A 20468-nucleotide genomic window follows, 5' to 3' on the forward strand; every position below is an offset into this window, starting at 1 on the left:
GAAGATTGAAGGAGCGTGTGCCTGCCTGGCACGAGGACATTCAAGCCATTGCAGTTTAAGCGTGCGGGTGGGGCTCGAATGGCCTGATATTGTTCCCCTTCCGAGACAATCAGGCCACCTTGAGGTCCGTTAGAACCCGTTCGAAAAGGTGCTTGACCGACTTCGAAAGATCTAGCAGCACCTACAGGTGAGTGCCTCCGATTGTCTTACCTGCTCGACAATCATGTCCATGTGCTTGCGCAGGAAGGACGGCTGTCGTTCAATAACCTGGGACGGCGACTTCACCCCGAACATCGCTTGAACCTGGGAGTAAATGGCCTCGGCATTGGCCCGCAGCGCTGCCATCATCTTCAGCGGCAGTGCGAGCCCTGCCCGTTGTGGATTCGAAGATCGATTCAACCATTTTCTGAGCCTCAAAAGCGAGTATCAGCTGCTCGCCTCCTTTGATCGCCGTGGATCGATCAAAGGACGACTTTTCCATAGTTTCAAAGGGTTTTTCTGCCGTCTCGCTCATTTCCTTTTTCCTTTTCGTTTACGACGGTGTGGCTTTCCAAGTTGGAGTGTACAAATCGGCTTGCAGCCGTCGCGAGAACTCAGTTGAATTTGCCTCATCTTCATGAATCCAGGCCACTCGGGCTTGAGACCTCGTATTCGAGGCTGTAGAAGTGTGCTCACCCAACAAGCAGCCACCGCCTGTCAGTGCAGTGTTCAAAGTTCATGCCAATTTCATCGACAGCTCCCAAAGCTGAATATTAGACGTTCTTTTCAGCTACTTAGGCGCAAGTGTGGAGGAATTCGATCAGACGAGGCTGTGTCGTCAATTCGACAAGGCGGACAGTCTTGTCCGAGTGCCTCGCGAGGCCGCTGAGAGTACATGAAACTGCGAATGAAGCGCGGGGAGATCACATCGCCTCTTTGTACCCGTGCGGCGTTCCGATCAGGACCAAGCCACAATGAGATCTTTAATCCCGAATACATGACCCCCGTGGATGATCGGCGCCGTACCTTCCTTGATTCCAAATGGCGGGATGTGCGCCAACCATTCACGTAGACCAACGACAATTTCTCGCCGGGCAAGGTGCGCGCCAAGGCAAAGATGAGGACCAAAGCCAAAGGCGGTATGGTGGTTGTCCTGTCGTGCCAGATCGATAGAGTTAGGGCACTCAAATTCAGACGGGTCACGATTAGCGATCATAGTGGCGCAGCAGACATAGTCTCCCTCACGGATCGGCACGCCTTCGAATTCGACGTCCTTCGTGGCTACGCGAATCATCTGAACAGTTGAATAAGCGCGCAGCAACTCTTCAGTGGCGAGCACGAGCCGGCCTGGTTCGTTCCGCAGCAATTCTTGGTCTTCGGGATTGCGCGCAAGATAGGCAATGTCAAAGCCTATGGCGGCTGCGACCGTGTCAAGTCCCGCGACCATGAAAAGCACGCCGATGCCACGGACTTCCTCCTTTGTTAAGGAGCGGCCGTCGACCTCAGCCTGCACGATGAATGTCATGAAATCAAAAGCTGGTTTCTTGCGGCGCATCGCTGCAACTTCGTCAATGAATGTCACGATCGACCGGGCTGCTGCCGTTCGCTTGACCTTCTCACCGTGGAGCAAATCGCCTACCCAGCTAACGAATTCATCGGATCGGCTCTCTGAAAGCCCCAGAAAGCTAAGGAAAACGCTTACCGTGAAGGGAAAGGCGAAATCCTTCATCACGTCACAGCTGGTCCCGGATCGGGCTATCGCGTCGATCAGCACACTCGCTCTCAGGCGGACGGTCGGCTCCAGGGCCATCACCCGCTTAGATGAGAACAGAGGATTTAGCAGTTTACGGAAGACACCATGAGCCGGTGGATCCAATTCAAGGGGGATAACCGGCCAGTGCTCGCCGAGTGCGGAGGCGAAGATGCTACGATGACTGGAAAAGGTCTCAGCGTCCTCCAGCACCCTGCGCTGGTCTCTCGCGCGTGTGATGACCCAGGTACCTCGTCCATCGCGCGTGTTGCAAGGAGAGTAAAAGATTGGTGGGCCGTCATGAACGCAAGCCACGGCGGCGTGCGGATCCCCGTTAGGCGTCGGCGCCATGCCGGGCGACGTGAATAGACTGAAGTCCCTCACCAATCCGGGCGGAACATGATCTGGAATGGGATTGCTCTCCACTCGATTTCTCCTTCTCAACACTCATCAGCTGCGCCCGATCGTTTTCACATCCGGCAAGGGTTCTGGGTTACACTTATCTCTGACCTCTTTCTCTTGCGGGAGTTCCCTCGCGGCTCGACGACTACAGGCCTCGGGCCGGGCAAGCTTCAAAGTCCTGCCAATCTGCTGGTTGACCCGAAAACCGCAGTGCGACCGAAGAAGTTGGCCGGGGGGTCCGGAGTCCTGGAGCATCGAGGAGCCGGGGAAATACTGCTGCAGAAAACGCCCATGGTTGCGCAGGAAGGAAAGTAGGCGCGCTCTGGAGAATAAGACCGCGCCCGCACTTGTCCGGGTTTGCCGTAGGAGGCATTACTCCGCTGGCTGGACGGCCGCAGGGATCGGCGCGTCCCCTGCAAGGGCGCTCGCAAGCTGCGCCTGATTGAGCTCGCCTTCCCATTTCGCCACCACGACCGTCGCAACTGCATTACCGATTATATTGATAATTGCGCGGCATTCCGACATGAAGCGGTCGATGCCGAGGATCAGCGCCATGCCGGCGACCGGTACGGAGGGAACGACCGAGAGCGTGGCGGCAAGGGTGATGAAGCCCGCGCCGGTGATGCCGGCAGCCCCCTTCGAGCTCAGCATGGCGACAAGCAGGAGCAGGATCTGGTCACCGAGCGACAGCGGGATATCGGTCGCCTGCGCGATGAAGAGCGCGGCAAGCGTCATGTAGATGTTGGTGCCGTCGAGGTTGAAGGAATAGCCGGTCGGGATGACGAGGCCGACGACCGAGCGCTTGCAGCCTGCCTTCTCCATCTTGTTCATCAGGCCCGGCAGTGCCGCTTCCGAAGAGGACGTGCCGAGCACGAGCAGCAGTTCTTCCTTGATGTAGCGGATGAGCGCGACGATCGAGAAGCCGTTGTAGCGTGCGACGGCGCCGAGCACGATGAAGACGAACAGGAACGAGGTCAGGTAGAAGGTGCCGATTAGCATGGCGAGGTTGGCGATCGAGGCGATGCCGTACTTGCCGATGGTGAAGGCCATCGCACCGAAGGCGCCGATCGGAGCGGCCTTCATGAGGATCGCGACCAGACGGAAGATCGGCAGCGTCAGCGCCTGCAGGAAGTCGACGACGGGCTCGGCCTTCTTGCCGACCATGGCGAGCGAAATGCCGAAGAGGACCGAGATGAACAGCACCGACAGGATGTCGCCCTCGACGAAGGCGCCGATCAGCGTTGTCGGGATGATGTTCATGAGGAAGCCGGTGACGGACTGCTCATGCGCCTTGGCCGTATAGGTGGCAACCGCCTTAGCATCGAGCGAGACCGGGTCGATATGCATGCCGGCACCCGGCTGGACGACATTCGCGACGATGAGACCGACAATGAGCGCGAGGGTCGAGAAGGTCAGGAAGTAGATCATCGCCTTGCCGGCGACGCGCCCGACCTTGGCGAGGTCGGTCATGCCGGCAATACCGGTCGCGACCGTCAGGAAGATGACTGGCGCGATGATCATCTTGACGAGCTTGATGAAGGCGTCGCCGAGCGGCTTCAACTGCGTGCCGAGTTCGGGGTAGAAATGCCCGAGCAGGATGCCCGCGGCGATCGCCGCGAGGACTTGGACATAGAGGTGGCGATAAAAGGGTGTCTTGCGGCGAACCTCCGCGGAATGTTCTGCGATCAACATGACAAAATCCTCCACATGGTTGCGTGCGTGTGCCGTGAACCGAGCCTCCTGAATTGACGAAAGGCCTGACATCCCTCAACAGCTCGCGTGGGTGGCCTAACTTAGGGTCGGCTCCCTACGTGACCTCCTCGCGACGACCGTCGAATTCCTCAGGGCCAAAGCAGTTTTTCAATTCCTTGCATTCTTGGCAGCTGGGTGCGGTGCACAACGAAAAGCCCTCAGCCTCGCAGAGCTTGCGGTAAAAATACTTCTTCCACCGCATGTTATTCGTATTGCCGGCTGCAAGCGTGGGGAAATGAGTGGCGAGCAGGCGGCTTAGTTCGACCCGGTCGAAAAGACCAAGCTCTCGCCAGAGGTGGTCGTGGCGCATGGCACGCCGGGCAATGATCTTGGCGAAACGGACGCTCGCCGGACCGCCTGGTCGAGCATGCGCGAGCAGCAAACCGCGCAGGAGTTCCTCCTCCGCGCCAGGCTCCACCTCGCGTACTTCTTCCAAGCGAAAGGCGTGAATCGTTGGGGCAGGGAAATTGCCGTTCAGGATATCCCGCAGCTCGACCTGCGAAAGCCCCGTTGCCTCTGTTGCAGTTGCCTCGCCGGCATCGATTTCCTCGAGTGCACGCGAGAGGACACAGGCAAGCACGTACTGATCGAAATCCATTTCGAGGTCTAGAGGCGCCCATGGTCCGAGGCCCAGCGACTGAAATAATTGTCGCCAACCCGGCCGATCGGGCATTCTAATTCCGAGGGTGGCTCTCCCTTTCGAAAAAGCGCGGAATTGAGCTATGTTCGACATGTTGCTTTCCTTCCCTGTTTCGTTCCACGCACCGGGTGCTCGAGGTGATTACGGCACGGCAGTTCTGGCCGCTTCGTGCCGGGGGAGTTTCAAAACTCGTGCCAATCGAGTCTGCTGAGCCGAAGACGTAATTTTGTGGTCATTCAAGGACTAAATGGATGTCCGGCAGACAGCAGGCGCATGCGGCCATGTCGAGAGAACGACAAAGACGACATTAGACGTCGGATCCGTGCCAAAAGCAGCGGCCGGTTCCCTCAATGGAAAAGCGGGACCGCCAATTCGGGGCAAACTCCACACACCCTGGCCTTGCAGGCGGTAGCGTTGGTACGCGCGAGCGACTGCCAACCATTGCGCCTATGGTTTGGGCCTCGAGAAGCTGCGAGTGTTCCACCCTATGCGAATGGCTAATACCTGCACACCACACCGGCTACACAAGCAGTGCCGCTGCAGGGTTGATGCCGAATGGCACAGCGCTTGCTTTTCGCTTGTGAGTGGCCGCCAAGCTGCCAAATAGAAGATTGAAAGCGACGCCCTGACATGCCCGATATTACAAATCTCTTGAGGACTAGTGGTCGTCCTTGTTGGTGGCGGACGTTAATCGAGACACTCCCAAGTAACGGGTTTCGCAAGAGGATCCAGAGCGGCGAATGCGCCAGTTCTTTTCCGAAGGAGCAATGCTGATGGCTATAAAAAAGAGAATCCCCTTTGTCGCCTTTCGCACGCGCGTTCGCGACGAGACTGTGGAGGGGCCAAATCCATACCGTTGGGAAGTCAAAACAACCGAGGACTACTTTAGCGGCAAACGCGCTATTCTGTTTTCGCTTCCCGGTGCCTTCACGCCGACCTGCTCGACACAGCAATTGCCCGATTTTGAGAAGCTTTGTGACGAATTCTGGAAGGTGGGAATTGAATCGGTTTACTGCCTGTCAGTCAATGATGCGTTCGTGATGAATGCATGGGGCAAGGCGTTGGGGCTAAAGAAGGTCAAGCTTATTCCTGATGGTTCGGGCGAATTCACTCGCAAGATGGGCATGTTGGTCGCAAAGGACAATCTTGGCTTTGGCATGCGCTCGTGGCGTTACGCTGCCCTTATCAATGATGGCGTGGTGGAGCAATGGTTCGAAGAGGAAGGTTTCTCGGACAACTGCGATTCCGATCCCTATGGGATCTCTTCTCCGCAGAACATTCTCGAAACGCTGAGGACGCCGAATGCCGCATCTGCCTCCTGAACGGCCCCCTGAAAATATCGATCTGGCTATGGAGCCTGCACCGGTTGTTTCGAACAGGCCGGTCGGCTGATGGGCAGCTTGTATTCTACGCTGCCATGCGGTAGCCATGACGCTGATTTCTCTTCCTGCCAGCCTCTTCACACTTCTGCGAGCAGCCAGTCTGCTGTCCGTCGTCGGCGAAGTGTCGCATGCGCCCATCGATTATGATCAACGACGGCTGGGCTAAGGGCGTGGAGCTGATCAAGTTTGGTTTTTGTTGACTTCCGCCATTCGACGCCAATATGAGAAGATTGGAATAGATGGTCGGGCGGAGTGCGCAACTTTCCGCGGATAAAGGGAATGGAGTAGAACGGCTTTGCCTAAATTGCTAACGGAACGTCCAGCTCCCATTGTTGCCAGATGTCTCGATTCGTGGGGAGACTTGGATGATGCAATCCACCATCTCACTCCAAAGGGTAGTGGGATCTGGAACAATGTCGCCTTCGTGCGCAAGACGTCTTTCGCGCCCGATTGGCATATTGTCTTTAATTCTGCCTCTCTTTTCGGGTTACCCGTCGAGATCGAGGCGAGCCCGAACAGGATAATTTATGCTATCGGCGAACCGCCGACGAAAGCTCATCGCGTGTTCCACGAAGGGCAGGGGCTAAATAGCATCGTTCTCACGTCTGACGCGGAGTTGGCAGCTCGGCACGATGCAGGGCGCCGGTTCGTCCTGTCTCCACCGATCACTCGGGCTTGGTCTGTAAGAAAGACTTATGACCAACTTCTGGCCACCGAAGTCGTTGACAAGCCGCGCCGGCTCTCGTGGATCACCAGCAATATCGCCCTCCTCCAAGGACATCGATATCGATTGGCATTTCTGGAACGACTACGAGGGGCGGTCGATTTTGACCTGTTCGGTCGAGGTTTTCGGCTGATCGGAGACAAATGGGATGCACTCGCGCCTTATCGCTACAGTATAGCCTTCGAAAATACTCGTGCGGACTACTATTTCACCGAGAAGCTAATGGATTGCTTCGTTGCTGAAACAATGCCGATCTATTACGGTAGTCAGGACGTTACACGGTTTTTCCCTTCCGAATCAATGGTGATAATTAATCCAGAGGACCCAACGGTGTTGGACAAGATCCGAGAAGTTATTGACTCGGACCTCTGGAAGGAACGCCGCGACGCAATACGTGAGGCTAAGCGATTGGTTCTTGAGAAATATAATACATTTGCTTATCTCGCCAACTTCATCGAGAGCGTTCGGGATGTTCCTTTGCCCCCCGAACTTATACAGATTCGTCCCTCTGCGGTCGATTTTGGGAGGGACGAATGAAGGACTCGGATGTTCGCTCGCATCCGGCGCCCCACGATTGGCTAAATTTGGTCTAATTATGGCTGCTCAAAGGCACACGAATCACCAGAAATCCTGATCATCGATTTGTGCGATCATGTTCTTTGTTGTGGAGGAGATGATCGATGGGGGACGCGATGATTGCAGTTGCCTTAGAGGCTGTCTCAAAAAGAAGTGGGCGATTTCAATAGCTCTGGGTTCCGTCGGATTTGCAAAGATTGAATGGAACTCACAAGCGCCTGAACTGAAATCGCCCGGCGGCAATATGGGCGCGTGTTATGTAAGTGATCTTGCGGATCGTGAGTGGCTTGGTGCAGTTCCCCGCCCCTGAGCGGTCCGAACGGATTGGAGTTGAGATTTGGAAACGACATGCCGGCGTGAGCAGTTGGGTCAATGCGCCGGCCGGGGCGTCGTCGGGACGCTCGGCGGCAGGATCGGATAGGTCACCTGCGGCTGGACCCCGGTGAGCGTCCGTAAGAAGGCGATGATCTTGGCGACGTCCTCAGCCCCCAGCTCGGTGCCAAGCTGGGTCGTACCCATCACCGCCACGGCCTGCTTGAGGTCCCATACATTGCCGCTGTGAAAGTAGGGGGGAGTGAGTGTGACGTTCCTCAACGTCGGAACCTTGAAGACGTAGGCATCGTCCAACTTCCCTGTTACCTGGAGACGGCCCTTGTCGTTAGGCGGCAGGAACTCCGAGCCGGGCTTCTCGACCACGCCAAATGGAGCGTACATGCCACCGCCCACGTTTATGCCGTTGTGGCAGGAGGAGCATCCCTTGTCGACAAAAAGCCTGAGGCCTTCCTTCGCTTCATCGGTGAGTGCGTTCTCATCACCCTCGAGGTATCGATCGAACGGCGCATCGGGTGTGGTCAGTGTCCCCTCGAACACGGCGATGGCCTTCTCGATGTTGTTGTAAGTGACTGGATTTACTTCATCCGGGAAGGCTTTGACGAACGCCTCGACATAGCCGGGAATGCCTTTGATCTCCTCGACAGCGTGCGCAGGGGGCGTCCCCATCTCGATCGGGTTGGCAATTGGTCCGCCGGCCTGCTCCTTCAAGTCAGCCGCCCGGCCGTCCCAAAACTGAGCAGTACCAAAGACGGAGTTGAGTACAGTCGGCGCGTTGCGGCCGCCGCGCTGCCCGTTATAGCCGATGGAGGTGGGTCTTCCGTCGGCGCCGCCGCGTCCGATCTGATGGCAGCTGTTGCAACTGATGTTGTGCGTTTTCGAAAGTCGCGGTTCGAAATACAGCATCTTGCCCAGCTCGATCTCCTCGGGTGTCGCCGGCTTGCCGTCCAGGGCCGGCGGGACCTTGGGAATGGGGCTGAATAACAATCTCGCCTCGTCCAGCAGATTGTCTTGCGCCACCGTCGTAGAAGCGAGGAAACAGGATCCGATTGCAGTAGCTCGAAAGGTCCACCCTATCGACGAGCGGAGATGAGCGGCAAGACCTGTTTTCACAGACGACGTAGAAGACATCGACATTGCATTCCCCTTCTTTTGATCGCAACTGGCTCTGCCACCGCCCAGCAATAAACATGCCAAGCGAGCAACATTTCCCTCATTCAGATTTTTCTGCGGGCCAGCATCAATCGCTCAACCGATGATGGTCTCGTTCTGTCCTTTTCTGGCAAGGTTATACCCGGGACCGCGAAGATGTTTCTCGTTACACCGGGCGTCATCAAGGAACGGTTTGTCGGCCCACTTCTGCCGACGACGGCGTGCAACGCGTCAATGTCACAATGGCGTTGTCCGATGTAGGACGATGTTGCACATGCGACACACCGGCTCGATGTACTGCTTTGTTTCAAAATGTTTTTTTCTGGCACGCGTCGTGCTTTAGGGTCATCTGAAAGTCACGGCGCGACCACTTGCGCGGAGAAAGTCGAATGACAGCACACTGCCTCCTGCCGGGGCGCCTACAGCATGAGATTTTAGATACGGAACCTCCCTTGCCGCGGCTGTCGTCGGCGGGGGCGGCAACTCTTCAAGGAGCGGGGCTTGGCCAGTTCCTGGGACGGGCACGCCGCGTGCTGGCGGAAGGCGCTCAACGCTGCCCGCACCCGTCATTTGAGAAGCGACACCCGTAATGCGGTACCCGATAACCAAAGGAAGAGGTCAACAACCATGTACAAAGTCGTTGCTTTAACGCTCGCGTTGTTTGTTCAGGGGGTAGTGGTAGCTGCCCAGGCGGTGGCGAACGGTTCTGCCGTTGTGAATGCGCCGCTGACACCGGCCGATTTTGAGCGGGCGCTGACGATGAACGATCGCTATGGCCGACTCGCTGTCAATATCCCCGAAATGCCCTTCTGGCAAATTAAGGGCGACGCCTTCGTCTACCGCCGGACTACCCGCGACGGGCACGAATTCATACTGGTGAATGCAGAAACGGGCGAGAAACGAGTGGCCTTCGATCATGTCCGCCTCGCGGCGGCGCTGAACGAGGTGACCCAACACGACTTTCAGCCCGAAGACCTTCCGTTCCACCGTTTCGAACTGACCGACGATGGTGGCAACCTCAAATTCCGCAGCAGGAATGGGCTGTGGAGCTGCGACCTTGCGATCTACTCCTGCACAGGCACCAGGTTGCATCCGAGCGACTCGGACTATCAGGAGGAGGTCTACGACGACACGCCGCCAACGAAGAATGACCCCCACAAGTGGAGCGCGTCGCCGGACGGCGAATGGATCGCCTATATCAAGAACTACAATGTCTTCCTGCGCAGCAAGGACGGCTTGGATGTCCCGCTGAGCTGGGACGGATCGGAAGGCAACTACTATGCGTTATCGACGCTGAGCTGGTCTCCCGACTCGCGCCACCTCGCGGCTTATCGCATTCGCCCCGGCTATAAGCGGGAGGTGCACTATCTTGAATCGTCGCCAACGGACCAGCTTCAACCCAAATATCTGACTAAGGTCTATCGCAAAGCGGGTGACGTCCTTCCGCTTCGCCAACCGGTGCTATTCGACATTACCGGCCGGCACGAGATCGCTATCGACAACTCCCTCTTCCCGAATCCCTTCGACGTTTCGCCCATCCAGTGGTGGAAGGACGCGCGCGGCTTTACCTTCGAATATAACCAGCGCGGGCATCAGCTTTATCGTCTAGTCGAGGTGGACGCCTCCACCGGCCGCGCCCGCTCGCTGATTGACGAGCCCAGCGATACCTTCGTCGATTACCGGCCGCTGGCAGTGAATCAGAAGAATACCGGGAAAACCTTCCGCTACGATGTCGATGACGGAAAGGAGATCATCTGGGCATCCGAGCGCGACGGGTACGAGCATCTTTACCTCTTCAACGGACGAACGGGCGCGCTTGAAAACCAGATCACCCACGGTAATTGGGTAGTGCGCGCGGTCGACTACATCGACCCGGTCAAGCGCCAGATCTGGTTTGAGGCGAGCGGGATGAACCCTGACGAGGATCCCTATTTCGTCCACGCCTACCGCATCGGCTTCGACGGCAAGGGATTGACTGAGTTGACGCCCGAGCGCGCCAACCACCACATCGAGTTCTCTCCCGACGGCCGCTATTATGTCGACCTCTCGTCACGCGTCGATCTGTCGCCAAGAATGGTGCTCTACCGCGCCAGCGACAACGCCGAACTGATGGATGTCGAGACCGCCGACATTTCCGAGCTCGTCGCCGCCGGCTGGCGCCCGCCGGTCAGCTTCCATGCCAAGGGGCGGGACGGCAAGACCGATATCTGGGGCGTCATTCATCTGCCAGCCCACTTCGACCCGAAGAAGAGATACCCAGTGGTGGAGGACATCTATGCCGGGCCGCAGGGCTCCTTCGTGCCTAAATCTTTCTCGACGCGCATAGAGCCGCTCACGCAATTAGGTTTCATCGTCGTGCAGATCGATGGCATGGGCACTAACAACCGCTCGCGCGCCTTCCATGATGTCGCCTGGAAAAACCTAAAGGACGCGGGCTTTCCCGATCGCATCCTGTGGCACAAGGCGGCCGCCGCGAAGTTTCCGTGGTACGACATCTCCAATGTCGGCATTTTCGGCACGTCGGCCGGGGGCCAGAGCGCGGTCGGCGCGCTGCTCTTCCACCCCGATTTCTACAAGGTCGCGGTCGCCAACAGCGGTTGCTACGACAACCGGATGGACAAGATCTGGTGGAACGAACAGTGGATGGGATGGCCGGTCGGCATTGAATATTCGCAATCCTCGGATACCGACAATGCTTATCGGCTGCTTGGCAAGCTGATGCTCGTCGTCGGCGAAATGGACCACAATGTCGATCCGTCCTCCACCTTCCAGCTTGCCGACCGGCTCATAAAGGCGGGAAAAGATTTCGAAATGGTCTATGTGCCTGGTGCCGATCACGGTACGCCAGGCACTTTCCGCGACCGCAAACTCCTGGACTTCTTCGTTCGCAACATTCTCGGCCAAACCCCACCCAATTGGAACGCCATACCCACCGGCTCCCAAACGACAAGTCGGCACCATGCCGGCGCCAGCAGCTTCTAACGACCGCCAATTCCCTCCGCCGTGTGCAGCGGCTTCAGCGCCGCGGCACACCCTCGACGCGCTCGCGAGCTTCGAAATGTAAGATCTATGCCCTGGGGCATACGCTCGCACCTCTTGATTCGCTGGGCAAACTTCTCAAAGGATCATTGCTGAGAGGTTCGGCCCAGCAAAGCCACGGGGCGTCACATGGAAGGGTCTGGGTGACCTTCTCGCATTCGCGGCAAGAGAACTTCTGCTGCCTCGACGTGGAGGCACAGGGATCGTGTCCATGCTGGTGAGAGAATTTCTTCAACGAGTGGCGCCGGAACTATCTTCGCATGGCAGTGTCTCAGATACCGGCGGATTGGATCGACCTGAAACTGAAAAACGGTAGCGCGCGGCATCAACCGCGCGCTACCTCCTCGGCTTTGCGCGTAGCAAATTGAAATCGCAACCGTCTTCAGCTTGAAGCACTTCATCGAAGTACAGTTTGGCGTATCCACGGTGAACAACGATATGGGAAGGAGCCGTCCATTCAGATCGGCGGCGTACGAGTTCGCTGTCGTCGATCATTAGTCTAGTGCTAGCAGGCCTTCCTCCACATCAAGACGGATCAAGTCACTATCGCGAACAAGCGCTAACGGCCCGCCCACGGTAGCTTCCCGGAGGAACATGAGGAACAATTGCTCCAAATGCTGTGCCGCTCAGGCCAGCGTCCGAAATTAGCACCATGTCCTTGACGCCGGCGGCAGCAAGCTTTCTGGGAATGGGCATATAACCCGTCTCGGGCACGCCGGATGCGCCCTTTGGACCAGCATTTTGCCACGTTTGATCGCTTCTAAAATGTCCGGCACAGAGCGGTTACACGCGTTGTAGCTGGAAAATGTATTGGGATGTCTATGACGGGCCGATCACGCGATCCATCCGAATAGCCCAGCGCTTTGATGAAAGCTTTTCGCAGGAACAGGGGGAAGCCGGCATCGCCGTAATGCGCTAGTCCCTGTTGGCTCGTCAGCCATCATGTGAACCTTTCAGATCTTTGGTTTTCTTGTAGTTCAGCCCTACGATTTGGCATCGTTGTCACATCGACTTCGTTCCTCGCACTCCCAAGCGGTATTCTCGCCAAACAGTAAACAGACCAGCTCCGACCACAATCACTGCGCCGGCTGCCATGTTCCACGTCACACTCTCACCGAAAAAGACCGTCGCAACAACGACGCTCAAGAAGAGTTGGAGGTATGTGAGGGGCTGAACTTCAACTGCACTGAGCAGCCCGTAAGCCTTGATGAGAAAGTAGTGACTGAGAGCACCGCAAACGCTCAGTGCGGTCATTGCGGGCCAGTCCGTCATATGTATGGGTGTCCAATAGAACGGCCCGACAAATGTTATGGCCACGGCTCCTGCGACCCCTGCATATAAGACGCTTGTCACAGCGGAGTCATACTGGCTGACCGCACGCGTAGCGATCGCATACAGGGCGTACAAAAGACTTGCGGCTAGGGGAGGCAGCAGGCGGATATCGAAATAGACATTCACGGGGTTTAGAAGCACCAGAACGCCAGCCAAGCCGACAACGACAGCGACGCGACGGCGCCAACAGACCTTTTCGCCGAGTAATGGCACCGACAGAATGGTGACCATCAGAGGTGTCGCTTGAAGTATCGCCTGGCTCATCGCTAGACCGGCGGTCGTGTAGGCGAAGACGACGGCCGCGATTTGGCTCACCAGAAGAACACCTCGCAGTAACTGCAGAACGAGTCGCTTCGTAAATAAGGCACCTCGCAGGCCTATTGGAGAGAATGCAGCAAGAACCATTACGAACACCGCAAACGCCCAAAAGCGAATCATGGTCACCATGATCGGTGGATACTTCTCACCAAGTAATCTGGAGAATCCGTCCTGACCGGCAAAAACTATCACGGCCAAGAGCACATGGAGATAGCCCGACGTTTTGTCCTGCATGGTTGAACTCACTCCGGTCTTAACGCCGTCGAGGGCGGAATCTGGTACTGCCAGAAGGGAAACGGCCACCTTGACCTCATGACCGCTGTGTCTGCTGGATCTAAGCGACCCAAAAGCACCGACATAAGGGTGGGCCGCATCGGTTTCCGCCGCCTACAAGGGAAGAGTTCAAACTTCATGCCAATTTCGCTGACGGCACCAAGGATTTGGTGTTTGTTCAGTTTTACAAATGCTTAGCCATAAATATGAAAAGCATCGCATGAAGCAAGTCTGTGTCCTCAAAAGCGGCAAAGGCGACATATTCGTCGAATGCCATTGAGGGCGCCGACCGAGAACGCACCCGCTTACGGTTTGCTCGGCGATACCTCTAGGTTCAGGAGAACGAGCCGAACACCGTGGTGTCGGATTCGGCCAAGCCAGAACTCGGTTCCCCTGTGATTCCAAGAACACCTCACACGGATTCTCAACCAATGTCTAAACTCCAACGGATGTCGTACATACGACACAGCCATGTTTGAACTTCCTGTTGTTTTAGAATGCTTTTTATGTTGGCACGCTACGTGCATAGTCGTTCGCAAGCTCAACTCGGAACCAGGAAAACGACACTATGATAACGCTCACCGAAAGTGCCATTGCCGCAGTGAAGTTTGCGCTTTCCCAGACTCCCGAGCCGGCCAATGGCTTGCGCATCACGGTTCAAGCGGGCGGCTGCGCCGGGCTCAGGTACCACCTGGGTTTGGACAGCGCGTCGCGCGAGGGCGACGCTGTCATTGACACGGGTGGGGTTAAGGTATTCGTAGACTCAGAGTCTCAATCTCATGTCGGCGGCATGACCGTGGATTTCGCCACGGGGCTAAATTCCCCCGGATTCATCTTCGACAATCCCAACGCGCGAGAGAATTGCGCCTGCGGTAAGTCCTTCGACTGATCGCCAGAGACAGGGAGAGCGAGAATGCGAGGTCTTTACAAGAAGAATCAGGAAACGCTACTTCAGTGCTGGTGTCGCAGCCGGCCATTGGCGTCATGTCAGTAGGCGGAGGGCGGCGTCCGTGAGGCCCGTCTATCTCGACAACAACGCAACGACACGCGTCGATTCCGAAGTTCTCCAGGCGATGCTGCCGTACTTTACGGAGCAGTTCGGCAACCCTTCGTCGATGCATGCCTTTGGCGCCGCTGCCGGCACAGCGATGAAGACAGCGCGGCAGCAACTGCAGGCGCTGATCGGCGCCAAGTTCGAACATGAGATCATTTTCACCTCGGGCGGGACCGAAAGCAACAATGCGGCGATCCTGTCTGCACTGCAGGTAATGCCTGAGCGAGCAGAGATCGTCACGTCAGCGGTGGAACATCCGGCGGTGCTGACGCTCTGCGGCCACCTTCAGAAGACAAGTGGTATCAAGGTGCACAGGATCCCGGTGGATCAACATGGCCGACTTGACCTTGACGCCTACCGAACCGCCCTGACCCCTCGTGTGGCAATCGTCTCAATTATGTGGGCGAACAACGAGACCGGAACGATTTTCCCTGTGGCCAAGCTTGCTGAGATGGCTAAGAAAGCCGACGCAATTTTCCACACCGACGCGGTGCAGGCTGTCGGCAAGCTTCCGATGGACCTGAAATCGACCGCAATCGACATGTTGTCGCTCTCCGGCCACAAGTTACACGGTCCAAAAGGCGTCGGCGCACTCTACATAAGGCGCGGCCTGCCCTTTCACGCACTCATCAAGGGGGGCCACCAAGAGCGCGACCGACGCGCGGGTACAGAGAACATGCCGGGGATAGTAGGCTTGGGCAAGGCGGCCGAACTTGCCTTGAAGTGCATGGATGAGGAAAACAGACGGGTGAAATCGCTCCGCGACCGCTTGGAGAAAGGACTCCTTGAGCGTATCCCCAAGACCTTCGTCAATGGGGATACGCTGGCGCGGTTGCCAAATACCACAAGCGTGACCTTCGACCGCACTGTCGGCGAAGCCATACAGTTGCTGCTCAATCGTCACGGCATCGCTTGCTCCTCTGGCTCCGCCTGCAACTCTGGCTTCTTCACACCGAGCCATGTACTAGAGGCGATGAACATCCCGCACACTGCGGCACTCGGGGCAGTTCGTTTCTCCTTTTCACGCTTTAATTGCCAGGAAGATGTTGATCATGTGCTCCAGGTGATACCCGCAATCGTGACGAAACTGGATGGCTCGTTTCCAGTTCCTGTGGGTTAAGGCGAAATGCTGAGGATAGATAATCCGCGGCGGCGCCCGCCGCTTCTTTTTCAATGAACAGAACACGCTTGGCGAAGGCCGTTCGAAGCATTCACTAAGGTTGCCGAAGAGCTTCACTGCCTTCGTACCGCGTCTTGGCGCCGCTCGCTGCCCCGACGGCCCCCGGCACTTGCGAGCGATGGGCCACAAAGCGGCGCTCTCGGTCGTCATCCACCGTTGCGAGTTCGCTGAGGGGGTGCGTTGACGCAGGCCCTTGTGGAACTCGCCACATTAAACCGCCGCACGGGGGCGGCTGCGGGCATCGATCTCCTTCACTCGGCTGCGTCCAGCGTCTCAAAGTGAAATGGGCCGCGTACGCCGGCAGAAAAACGCTCAGCCGCATTGAGAGCTACCTCTAGCCTTTCGCGAGGCGGAGAATCCGCCGATGCGAACAGCGCGCCCAGCGCTATCCGGTCGCCGCATCCACAGGCGTCGAAGCAATCGACCGGCTCCGCGACCTGATAGTCCCCGCAGATTTTGAAGAGCCGTCCGGCATAGCCGACGAGGAAGGTGCCACCGCGTTCGGCTTCGTACTGTCGCTGGGCGTAGCCGCCATCCTTCAGACATTGGCGCAGCGCGTCGACGAACTCCGTCACCATGAAAGCGTAGACGTCTGTTTCCGGATGCCTTTTTGGCGGATTGAAGGAGTGCGCCAACAGTTGGCCCATTCTAAACGAACTCGTAAAGCCGAAGATGAAGTTCTGGTTGCGGAAGACCTTGCGATCGGCCCTAACGGTAAGCGAAAATCCGGCCACACCAGCGCTATCGCCCCCGATGTGAACTGACCCGTTGTTGATGAGACCGACAATACACGTCATCGATTGGCTGCTCCTCATGTCGACTTCATTCAGTCTTATAGATGTTGACTGTCGCCCAAGTTGCCCCAAGGAGGCCCTGACGCTTGCCTTCACGGCATCACTTGCAAACGCCATGCCAAATATCCGGATGTGCTCGATGGCGCTTCGCACTCTTCCGGCTGCCCGGCACCTGGATAACGTCTGATGAAGCGTCTTGGCATACTGGTCAGCGAGACACGATCCTGCGGCAACCTCAAACGTCATGCGGCTAATCGTCTTCTTCCAAGAGCATTTGAGAAGATCGGACAAATTGATTGTTTGGATGAGAGCAATCCATACCATCATTATCCAGACATACGACAAGGCCTGAGCTCAATCTCCTGTTGCGCTCGACGCGCTGACCACCCCAAACGAATCTCTCGGTTGCGGCACGCGACATCAGTCACAGTCAGCTGGCAGCAAGTGCGGCCATCACCCGGCTATCCTTACGATTACCGGGCGCAAACTTGCCCCGCAGCTGCACATTCAGCTCTCCACCGTTGGACCCGGCCCAATCGGAGCGTGTTTCAGAATCAGCGGGAAGCCCCCGCCCCTGCTTTGAGTGGGAGACTCTCGGCGATGGAAGGTCGGGCTGAGGCTGCGTAAGCGTCCTAGGGCAAGAGGCATCTTCATCGCATGCGTGAAATGCCGGTTGGCGTCGTGGCTGTGTGAGGATGAGCACTGCTTCAATCTCGCTTACCGCTGTTGTAGTGTTGAGATGAGGTGGCCTGGACTTGTGAAATACGATCCATGTAGATAGCGTCCGTCAAGTTGGTGTAATTTCGGGTGTGGAACCGGGCCGTCATGATCAGGCGGCTTTCGGTGTGATCTGAAGGGGCCTTTCCTCCTCGATTGCTTGTGGGTTAAGCTCGGCCATACCCTCGATCTGCATGTAGCGATGTTGCAGTTGCCATTCGTCGTTGGCTTCGAGCAGCACAGCTCCGATCAGGCGGATGATGCTGTATTCGTTCGGGAAGATGCCGACGACATCGGCACGGCGCTTCACCTCCTTGTTCAGGCGCTCCAGCGGATTCGTGCTGTGAAGTTTGGTGCGGTGCTGAGACGGAAAGGCCATGTAGGCAAGCACGTCACCTTCGGCGTCGTCCATGAAGGTGCCGAGCTTCGGCCATCTGGCCCGGAGTTGATCGGCGACATGCCGCCATGTTTGGACGGCATTGTCATGATCAGGCTGAATGAAGGCCTGGCGGATGGCGGCCGCCACCATGGTGTGCTGGCCCTTGGGAACGTAAGCCAGCGCATTACGCATCGCATGAACGCGGCATCTTTGCCATGTCGCGCCGAGAACACGGGTGATGGCGGCCTTCAGCCCCTCATGCGCATCGGAGATGACGAGCTTGACGCCGGTAAGGCCACGGCGAACCAGATCGCGCAGGAAGCTTGTCCAGAACGGCTCAGCCTCGGAAGGGCCGATGTGCAGGCCGACGATCTCCCTCTTCCCGTCCGTATCGACGGCGACGGCGATTATTGCCGCCACCGAGACGATGCGGCCACCCTCGCGCATCTTCAGGTAGGTCGCATCGAGCCAGAGATATGGCCAGGCACCGGAAAGAGGGCGCTTGAGGAAGGCGTTCACGCGTTCGTCGATGTCCTTGCACAGCTTCGACACGGATGATTTCGAGATGCCGGTCATGCCCATGGCCTGCACAAGCTCGTCGACCTTGCGGGTCGAAACACCGTTGATCCAGGCTTCCTGAATGACGGCGACCAGTGCCTTCTCCACCGTTTTCCTCGGCTCCAGGAAGCCGGGAAAGTAGGTTCCGGTGCGCATCTTCGGTATTTTCAGGTTCATGGTGCCGAGCCGCGTGTCGAGCGTACGGTCGCGGTAGCCGTTCCGCCAGGTCTGGCGGGCTTCGCCACGCTCGTAACGTCCAGCGCCGATCAGGCCATCGACGTCGGCCTCCATGATCAGTTGCAGCACGCTTTCGGCAATGGCACGAAGAAAATCTGGGTCGCCACTCTTCGCGGCAAGCTCGGCAAGGGGTAATCTGTCGTCGGTCATCGGGGCCTCCGTTTCGGTCAGGTTGAAGCTTTGCAACTCCACCTTCTCCGACGGGCCCGGTGCCCACCTGACGTCTTGCGGAAACCGCAGTGTAATTTCCACCGCAACTTCCACTCAAATCGCCCCCGAAATTACACCATCTCCGCGGACACTATCCTCCATGTATCGGCTCGGTACGACAGGCAGTATCCGCCGATCGCCGCCAAAAGCATGAATTGACCGGTGGTACGATGCCTTGCACTAGACGCGGCGAAGGCCACACAGGTCGCAGGTGAAATCTGCGAGTTTGCAAAGTCGGACGTCTCTGAACGCCGGCAATCAGCCGGAGGCGTTTGCGAAGAGCAACAAACACAATCCGTCGAGCGGAAACCGGAGCTGATCCGCAGCGGTGATCTTCAGTTTGAAGGCCCGTGTTTTCGCCACGTTTCGGTGCCGCCCTGATCTTCCATATCCTCGAGTCATTGCAAAGACTTTCCGACAACTGTCGAGTTCGCGACCTGAAATGTTCACGCCCTTAACCGCACACGCTTTCAAATAACCCTTTCAGAAACACACTTGCGGCTCGTCTCTTAGGATTGGCACGTTTTTTGCTGCCTCCTGTGGCGAGACGTAGGAGCGACAGCAAATGTATGAAACCTCGACCATAATGTACGCGTGCACGATAGCGATAGGGCTTGGTGTCAGTGGCCTTGTGGCTGTGTCCGCAATCGGCCCAGGTGGCGGCGACAATGCACCATCTGTGTGGCCGGTACCAGCGGCTGATATTCCCAATTTCGATACTTTCGTCGTGCGCAGTCCGCCAAAATCGCTCGGCTTGGATCCGTTCTATGCTAAATATGCTGACGCAGCAGGTATACCTGTTATCGGGTCCGAAAAGGTCCCAGACACGGCACTTCTGATTGCCCGTGACATCGTCCTTTACATGTTGTCTGAACGGGTGGATGTCCGCGATGCGATGATCCGTGCTGGGGCGCGGGTGGGGATCATGGCGACCGATGAATCGACCACTGACATTCCCGAGCAGCGGGATTGGAAGAAGCCGGCCCCCGATGACCCGCGCCTCACCCCTGACGAACGGCGCAATTACGCCGAGACGATCGGCAAGATGACGGACCGAGAGTACTGGGCAAAAAGGGCGCGAGGCATGGGCGGGCTCTACACGACGGGGGCCGTCGAGAATTTGATGGGCGTACCAGGAACGCCGTATTACGGAGGCAACATCCTTGTTCACGAATTCTCACATAATGTTTTCAACACGCTTCGCACGGTGGATCCTGAGATCGTTGCACGGGTCGAGCAAGCCTACACCCATGCCTACCAAAAGGGCTTGTGGGTGTGTTCGTACATGGAACACAACGTCGACGAGTATTGGGCCGAAGGCACGCGGTTTTGGTTCAATACGAATTTGGCCTACCGCCGTGACGACACCACCGTTGCGACATCAGACGACTTCAAGGCTCACGATCCAGAACTCTACGATATCATGGCTGAAGTCTATCGCCATGATCACCACATTCTGGCGGACGCCTTTTACCAGCACCCGGCACAGTTACAGGTAAGGCCGATCGACCCCGAACACAACTGCTGAAGGCAAAAGCGAAGAGGCGACGCGAACCTAATGCCGTGCCCGCCCCGCCCCGATCACTTCATGAAGTCAGCCGAGAAATGTCAAGAACGAGCACATCAGTGCTAAATTCGGGTTCCCGAACTGCTGCAGCACCTATATCAAGGGCAGAACGCTGCCGAAGAT

Annotated in this window: 15 protein-coding genes and 1 pseudogene; 6 read left to right on the forward strand and 10 right to left on the reverse strand. The window is 57.1% G+C overall.

Annotated features, from left to right (window positions below; genetic code table 11):
* Nucleotides 1-171: 171 nt before the first annotated feature.
* The 5 genes from QN219_RS26540 to QN219_RS26560 all read right to left on the reverse strand — a co-directional run bounded on the left by QN219_RS26540 (nucleotide 172) and on the right by QN219_RS26560 (nucleotide 4616).
* Nucleotides 172-294 carry a hypothetical protein gene (locus QN219_RS26540; protein ID WP_283979366.1) on the reverse strand — a complete coding sequence of 41 codons (123 nt, stop codon included), beginning with the start codon at nucleotides 292-294 and terminating at the stop codon, nucleotides 172-174.
* Nucleotides 260-514 (reverse strand): hypothetical protein, encoded by a 255-nt coding sequence (locus QN219_RS26545; protein ID WP_283979369.1) that lies wholly within the window; start codon nucleotides 512-514, stop codon nucleotides 260-262. Before QN219_RS26545 ends, QN219_RS26540 begins: the two co-directional genes overlap by 35 nt.
* Before the next feature lie 423 nt (nucleotides 515-937).
* A complete protein-coding gene (locus QN219_RS26550) occupies nucleotides 938-2155 on the reverse strand; it encodes a cytochrome P450 (protein ID WP_283979327.1) in 1218 nt (405 codons plus the stop codon).
* Nucleotides 2156-2503: 348 nt separating this feature from the next.
* A complete protein-coding gene (locus QN219_RS26555) occupies nucleotides 2504-3823 on the reverse strand; it encodes a dicarboxylate/amino acid:cation symporter (protein ID WP_283979328.1) in 1320 nt (439 codons plus the stop codon).
* Between the two features lie 115 nt (nucleotides 3824-3938).
* Entirely contained in the window at nucleotides 3939-4616 is a 678-nt protein-coding gene (locus tag QN219_RS26560; protein ID WP_284003158.1) for a nitrogen fixation protein NifQ, read from the reverse strand.
* Nucleotides 4617-5296: 680 nt separating this feature from the next.
* Between QN219_RS26560 and QN219_RS26565 the strand changes: the two genes are divergently transcribed.
* Nucleotides 5297-5845, forward strand: coding sequence for a peroxiredoxin (locus tag QN219_RS26565; RefSeq protein WP_284003196.1), 549 nt, complete (start codon nucleotides 5297-5299; stop codon nucleotides 5843-5845).
* Between the two features lie 421 nt (nucleotides 5846-6266).
* Nucleotides 6267-7166: a glycosyltransferase family 10 domain-containing protein gene (locus QN219_RS26570; RefSeq protein ID WP_284003159.1), complete on the forward strand. Its 900-nt coding sequence runs from the start codon at nucleotides 6267-6269 to the stop codon at nucleotides 7164-7166.
* 408 nt (nucleotides 7167-7574) lie between these two features.
* Here the strand turns inward: QN219_RS26570 and QN219_RS26575 are convergent, their stop codons facing one another.
* Nucleotides 7575-8672, reverse strand: a complete 1098-nt coding sequence (locus QN219_RS26575) for a cytochrome-c peroxidase (RefSeq protein ID WP_284003160.1) — start codon at nucleotides 8670-8672, stop codon at nucleotides 7575-7577.
* 642 nt (nucleotides 8673-9314) lie between these two features.
* Here QN219_RS26575 and QN219_RS26580 point away from each other — a divergent pair.
* Nucleotides 9315-11669 carry a S9 family peptidase gene (locus tag QN219_RS26580; RefSeq protein ID WP_284003161.1) on the forward strand — a complete coding sequence of 785 codons (2355 nt, stop codon included), beginning with the start codon at nucleotides 9315-9317 and terminating at the stop codon, nucleotides 11667-11669.
* Between the two features lie 600 nt (nucleotides 11670-12269).
* Here the strand turns inward: QN219_RS26580 and QN219_RS34285 are convergent.
* Nucleotides 12270-12455, reverse strand: a pseudogene (locus QN219_RS34285) (dihydroxy-acid dehydratase); the annotation flags it as partial.
* A gap of 273 nt (nucleotides 12456-12728) precedes the next feature.
* Nucleotides 12729-13679 (reverse strand): DMT family transporter, encoded by a 951-nt coding sequence (locus tag QN219_RS26590; protein WP_309486622.1) that lies wholly within the window; start codon nucleotides 13677-13679, stop codon nucleotides 12729-12731.
* A 538-nt stretch (nucleotides 13680-14217) separates the two neighbouring features.
* Between QN219_RS26590 and QN219_RS26595 the strand changes: the two genes are divergently transcribed.
* Together QN219_RS26595 and nifS are read left to right on the forward strand one after the other, a co-directional pair.
* Nucleotides 14218-14538, forward strand: coding sequence for an iron-sulfur cluster assembly accessory protein (locus QN219_RS26595; RefSeq protein WP_284003163.1), 321 nt, complete (start codon nucleotides 14218-14220; stop codon nucleotides 14536-14538).
* A 121-nt stretch (nucleotides 14539-14659) separates the two neighbouring features.
* Nucleotides 14660-15823 carry a cysteine desulfurase NifS gene (nifS, locus tag QN219_RS26600; protein WP_284003164.1) on the forward strand — a complete coding sequence of 388 codons (1164 nt, stop codon included), beginning with the start codon at nucleotides 14660-14662 and terminating at the stop codon, nucleotides 15821-15823.
* Nucleotides 15824-16134: 311 nt separating this feature from the next.
* Here the strand turns inward: nifS and QN219_RS26605 are convergent, their stop codons facing one another.
* Entirely contained in the window at nucleotides 16135-17022 is an 888-nt protein-coding gene (locus tag QN219_RS26605) for a hypothetical protein (RefSeq protein WP_284003165.1), read from the reverse strand.
* A 484-nt stretch (nucleotides 17023-17506) separates the two neighbouring features.
* The gene (locus QN219_RS26610; RefSeq protein WP_283980160.1) at nucleotides 17507-18718 is read right to left on the reverse strand and encodes an IS256 family transposase; all 1212 of its coding nucleotides are present in this window, start codon (nucleotides 18716-18718) and stop codon (nucleotides 17507-17509) included.
* Nucleotides 18719-19343: 625 nt separating this feature from the next.
* Between QN219_RS26610 and QN219_RS26615 the strand changes: the two genes are divergently transcribed.
* A complete protein-coding gene (locus tag QN219_RS26615) occupies nucleotides 19344-20306 on the forward strand; it encodes a glycoside hydrolase (RefSeq protein ID WP_283979336.1) in 963 nt (320 codons plus the stop codon).
* Nucleotides 20307-20468 lie beyond the last annotated feature (162 nt).

The organism is Sinorhizobium sp. 8-89, from assembly GCF_030124325.1.
Taxonomy (GTDB): Bacteria; Pseudomonadota; Alphaproteobacteria; order Rhizobiales; family Rhizobiaceae; genus Sinorhizobium.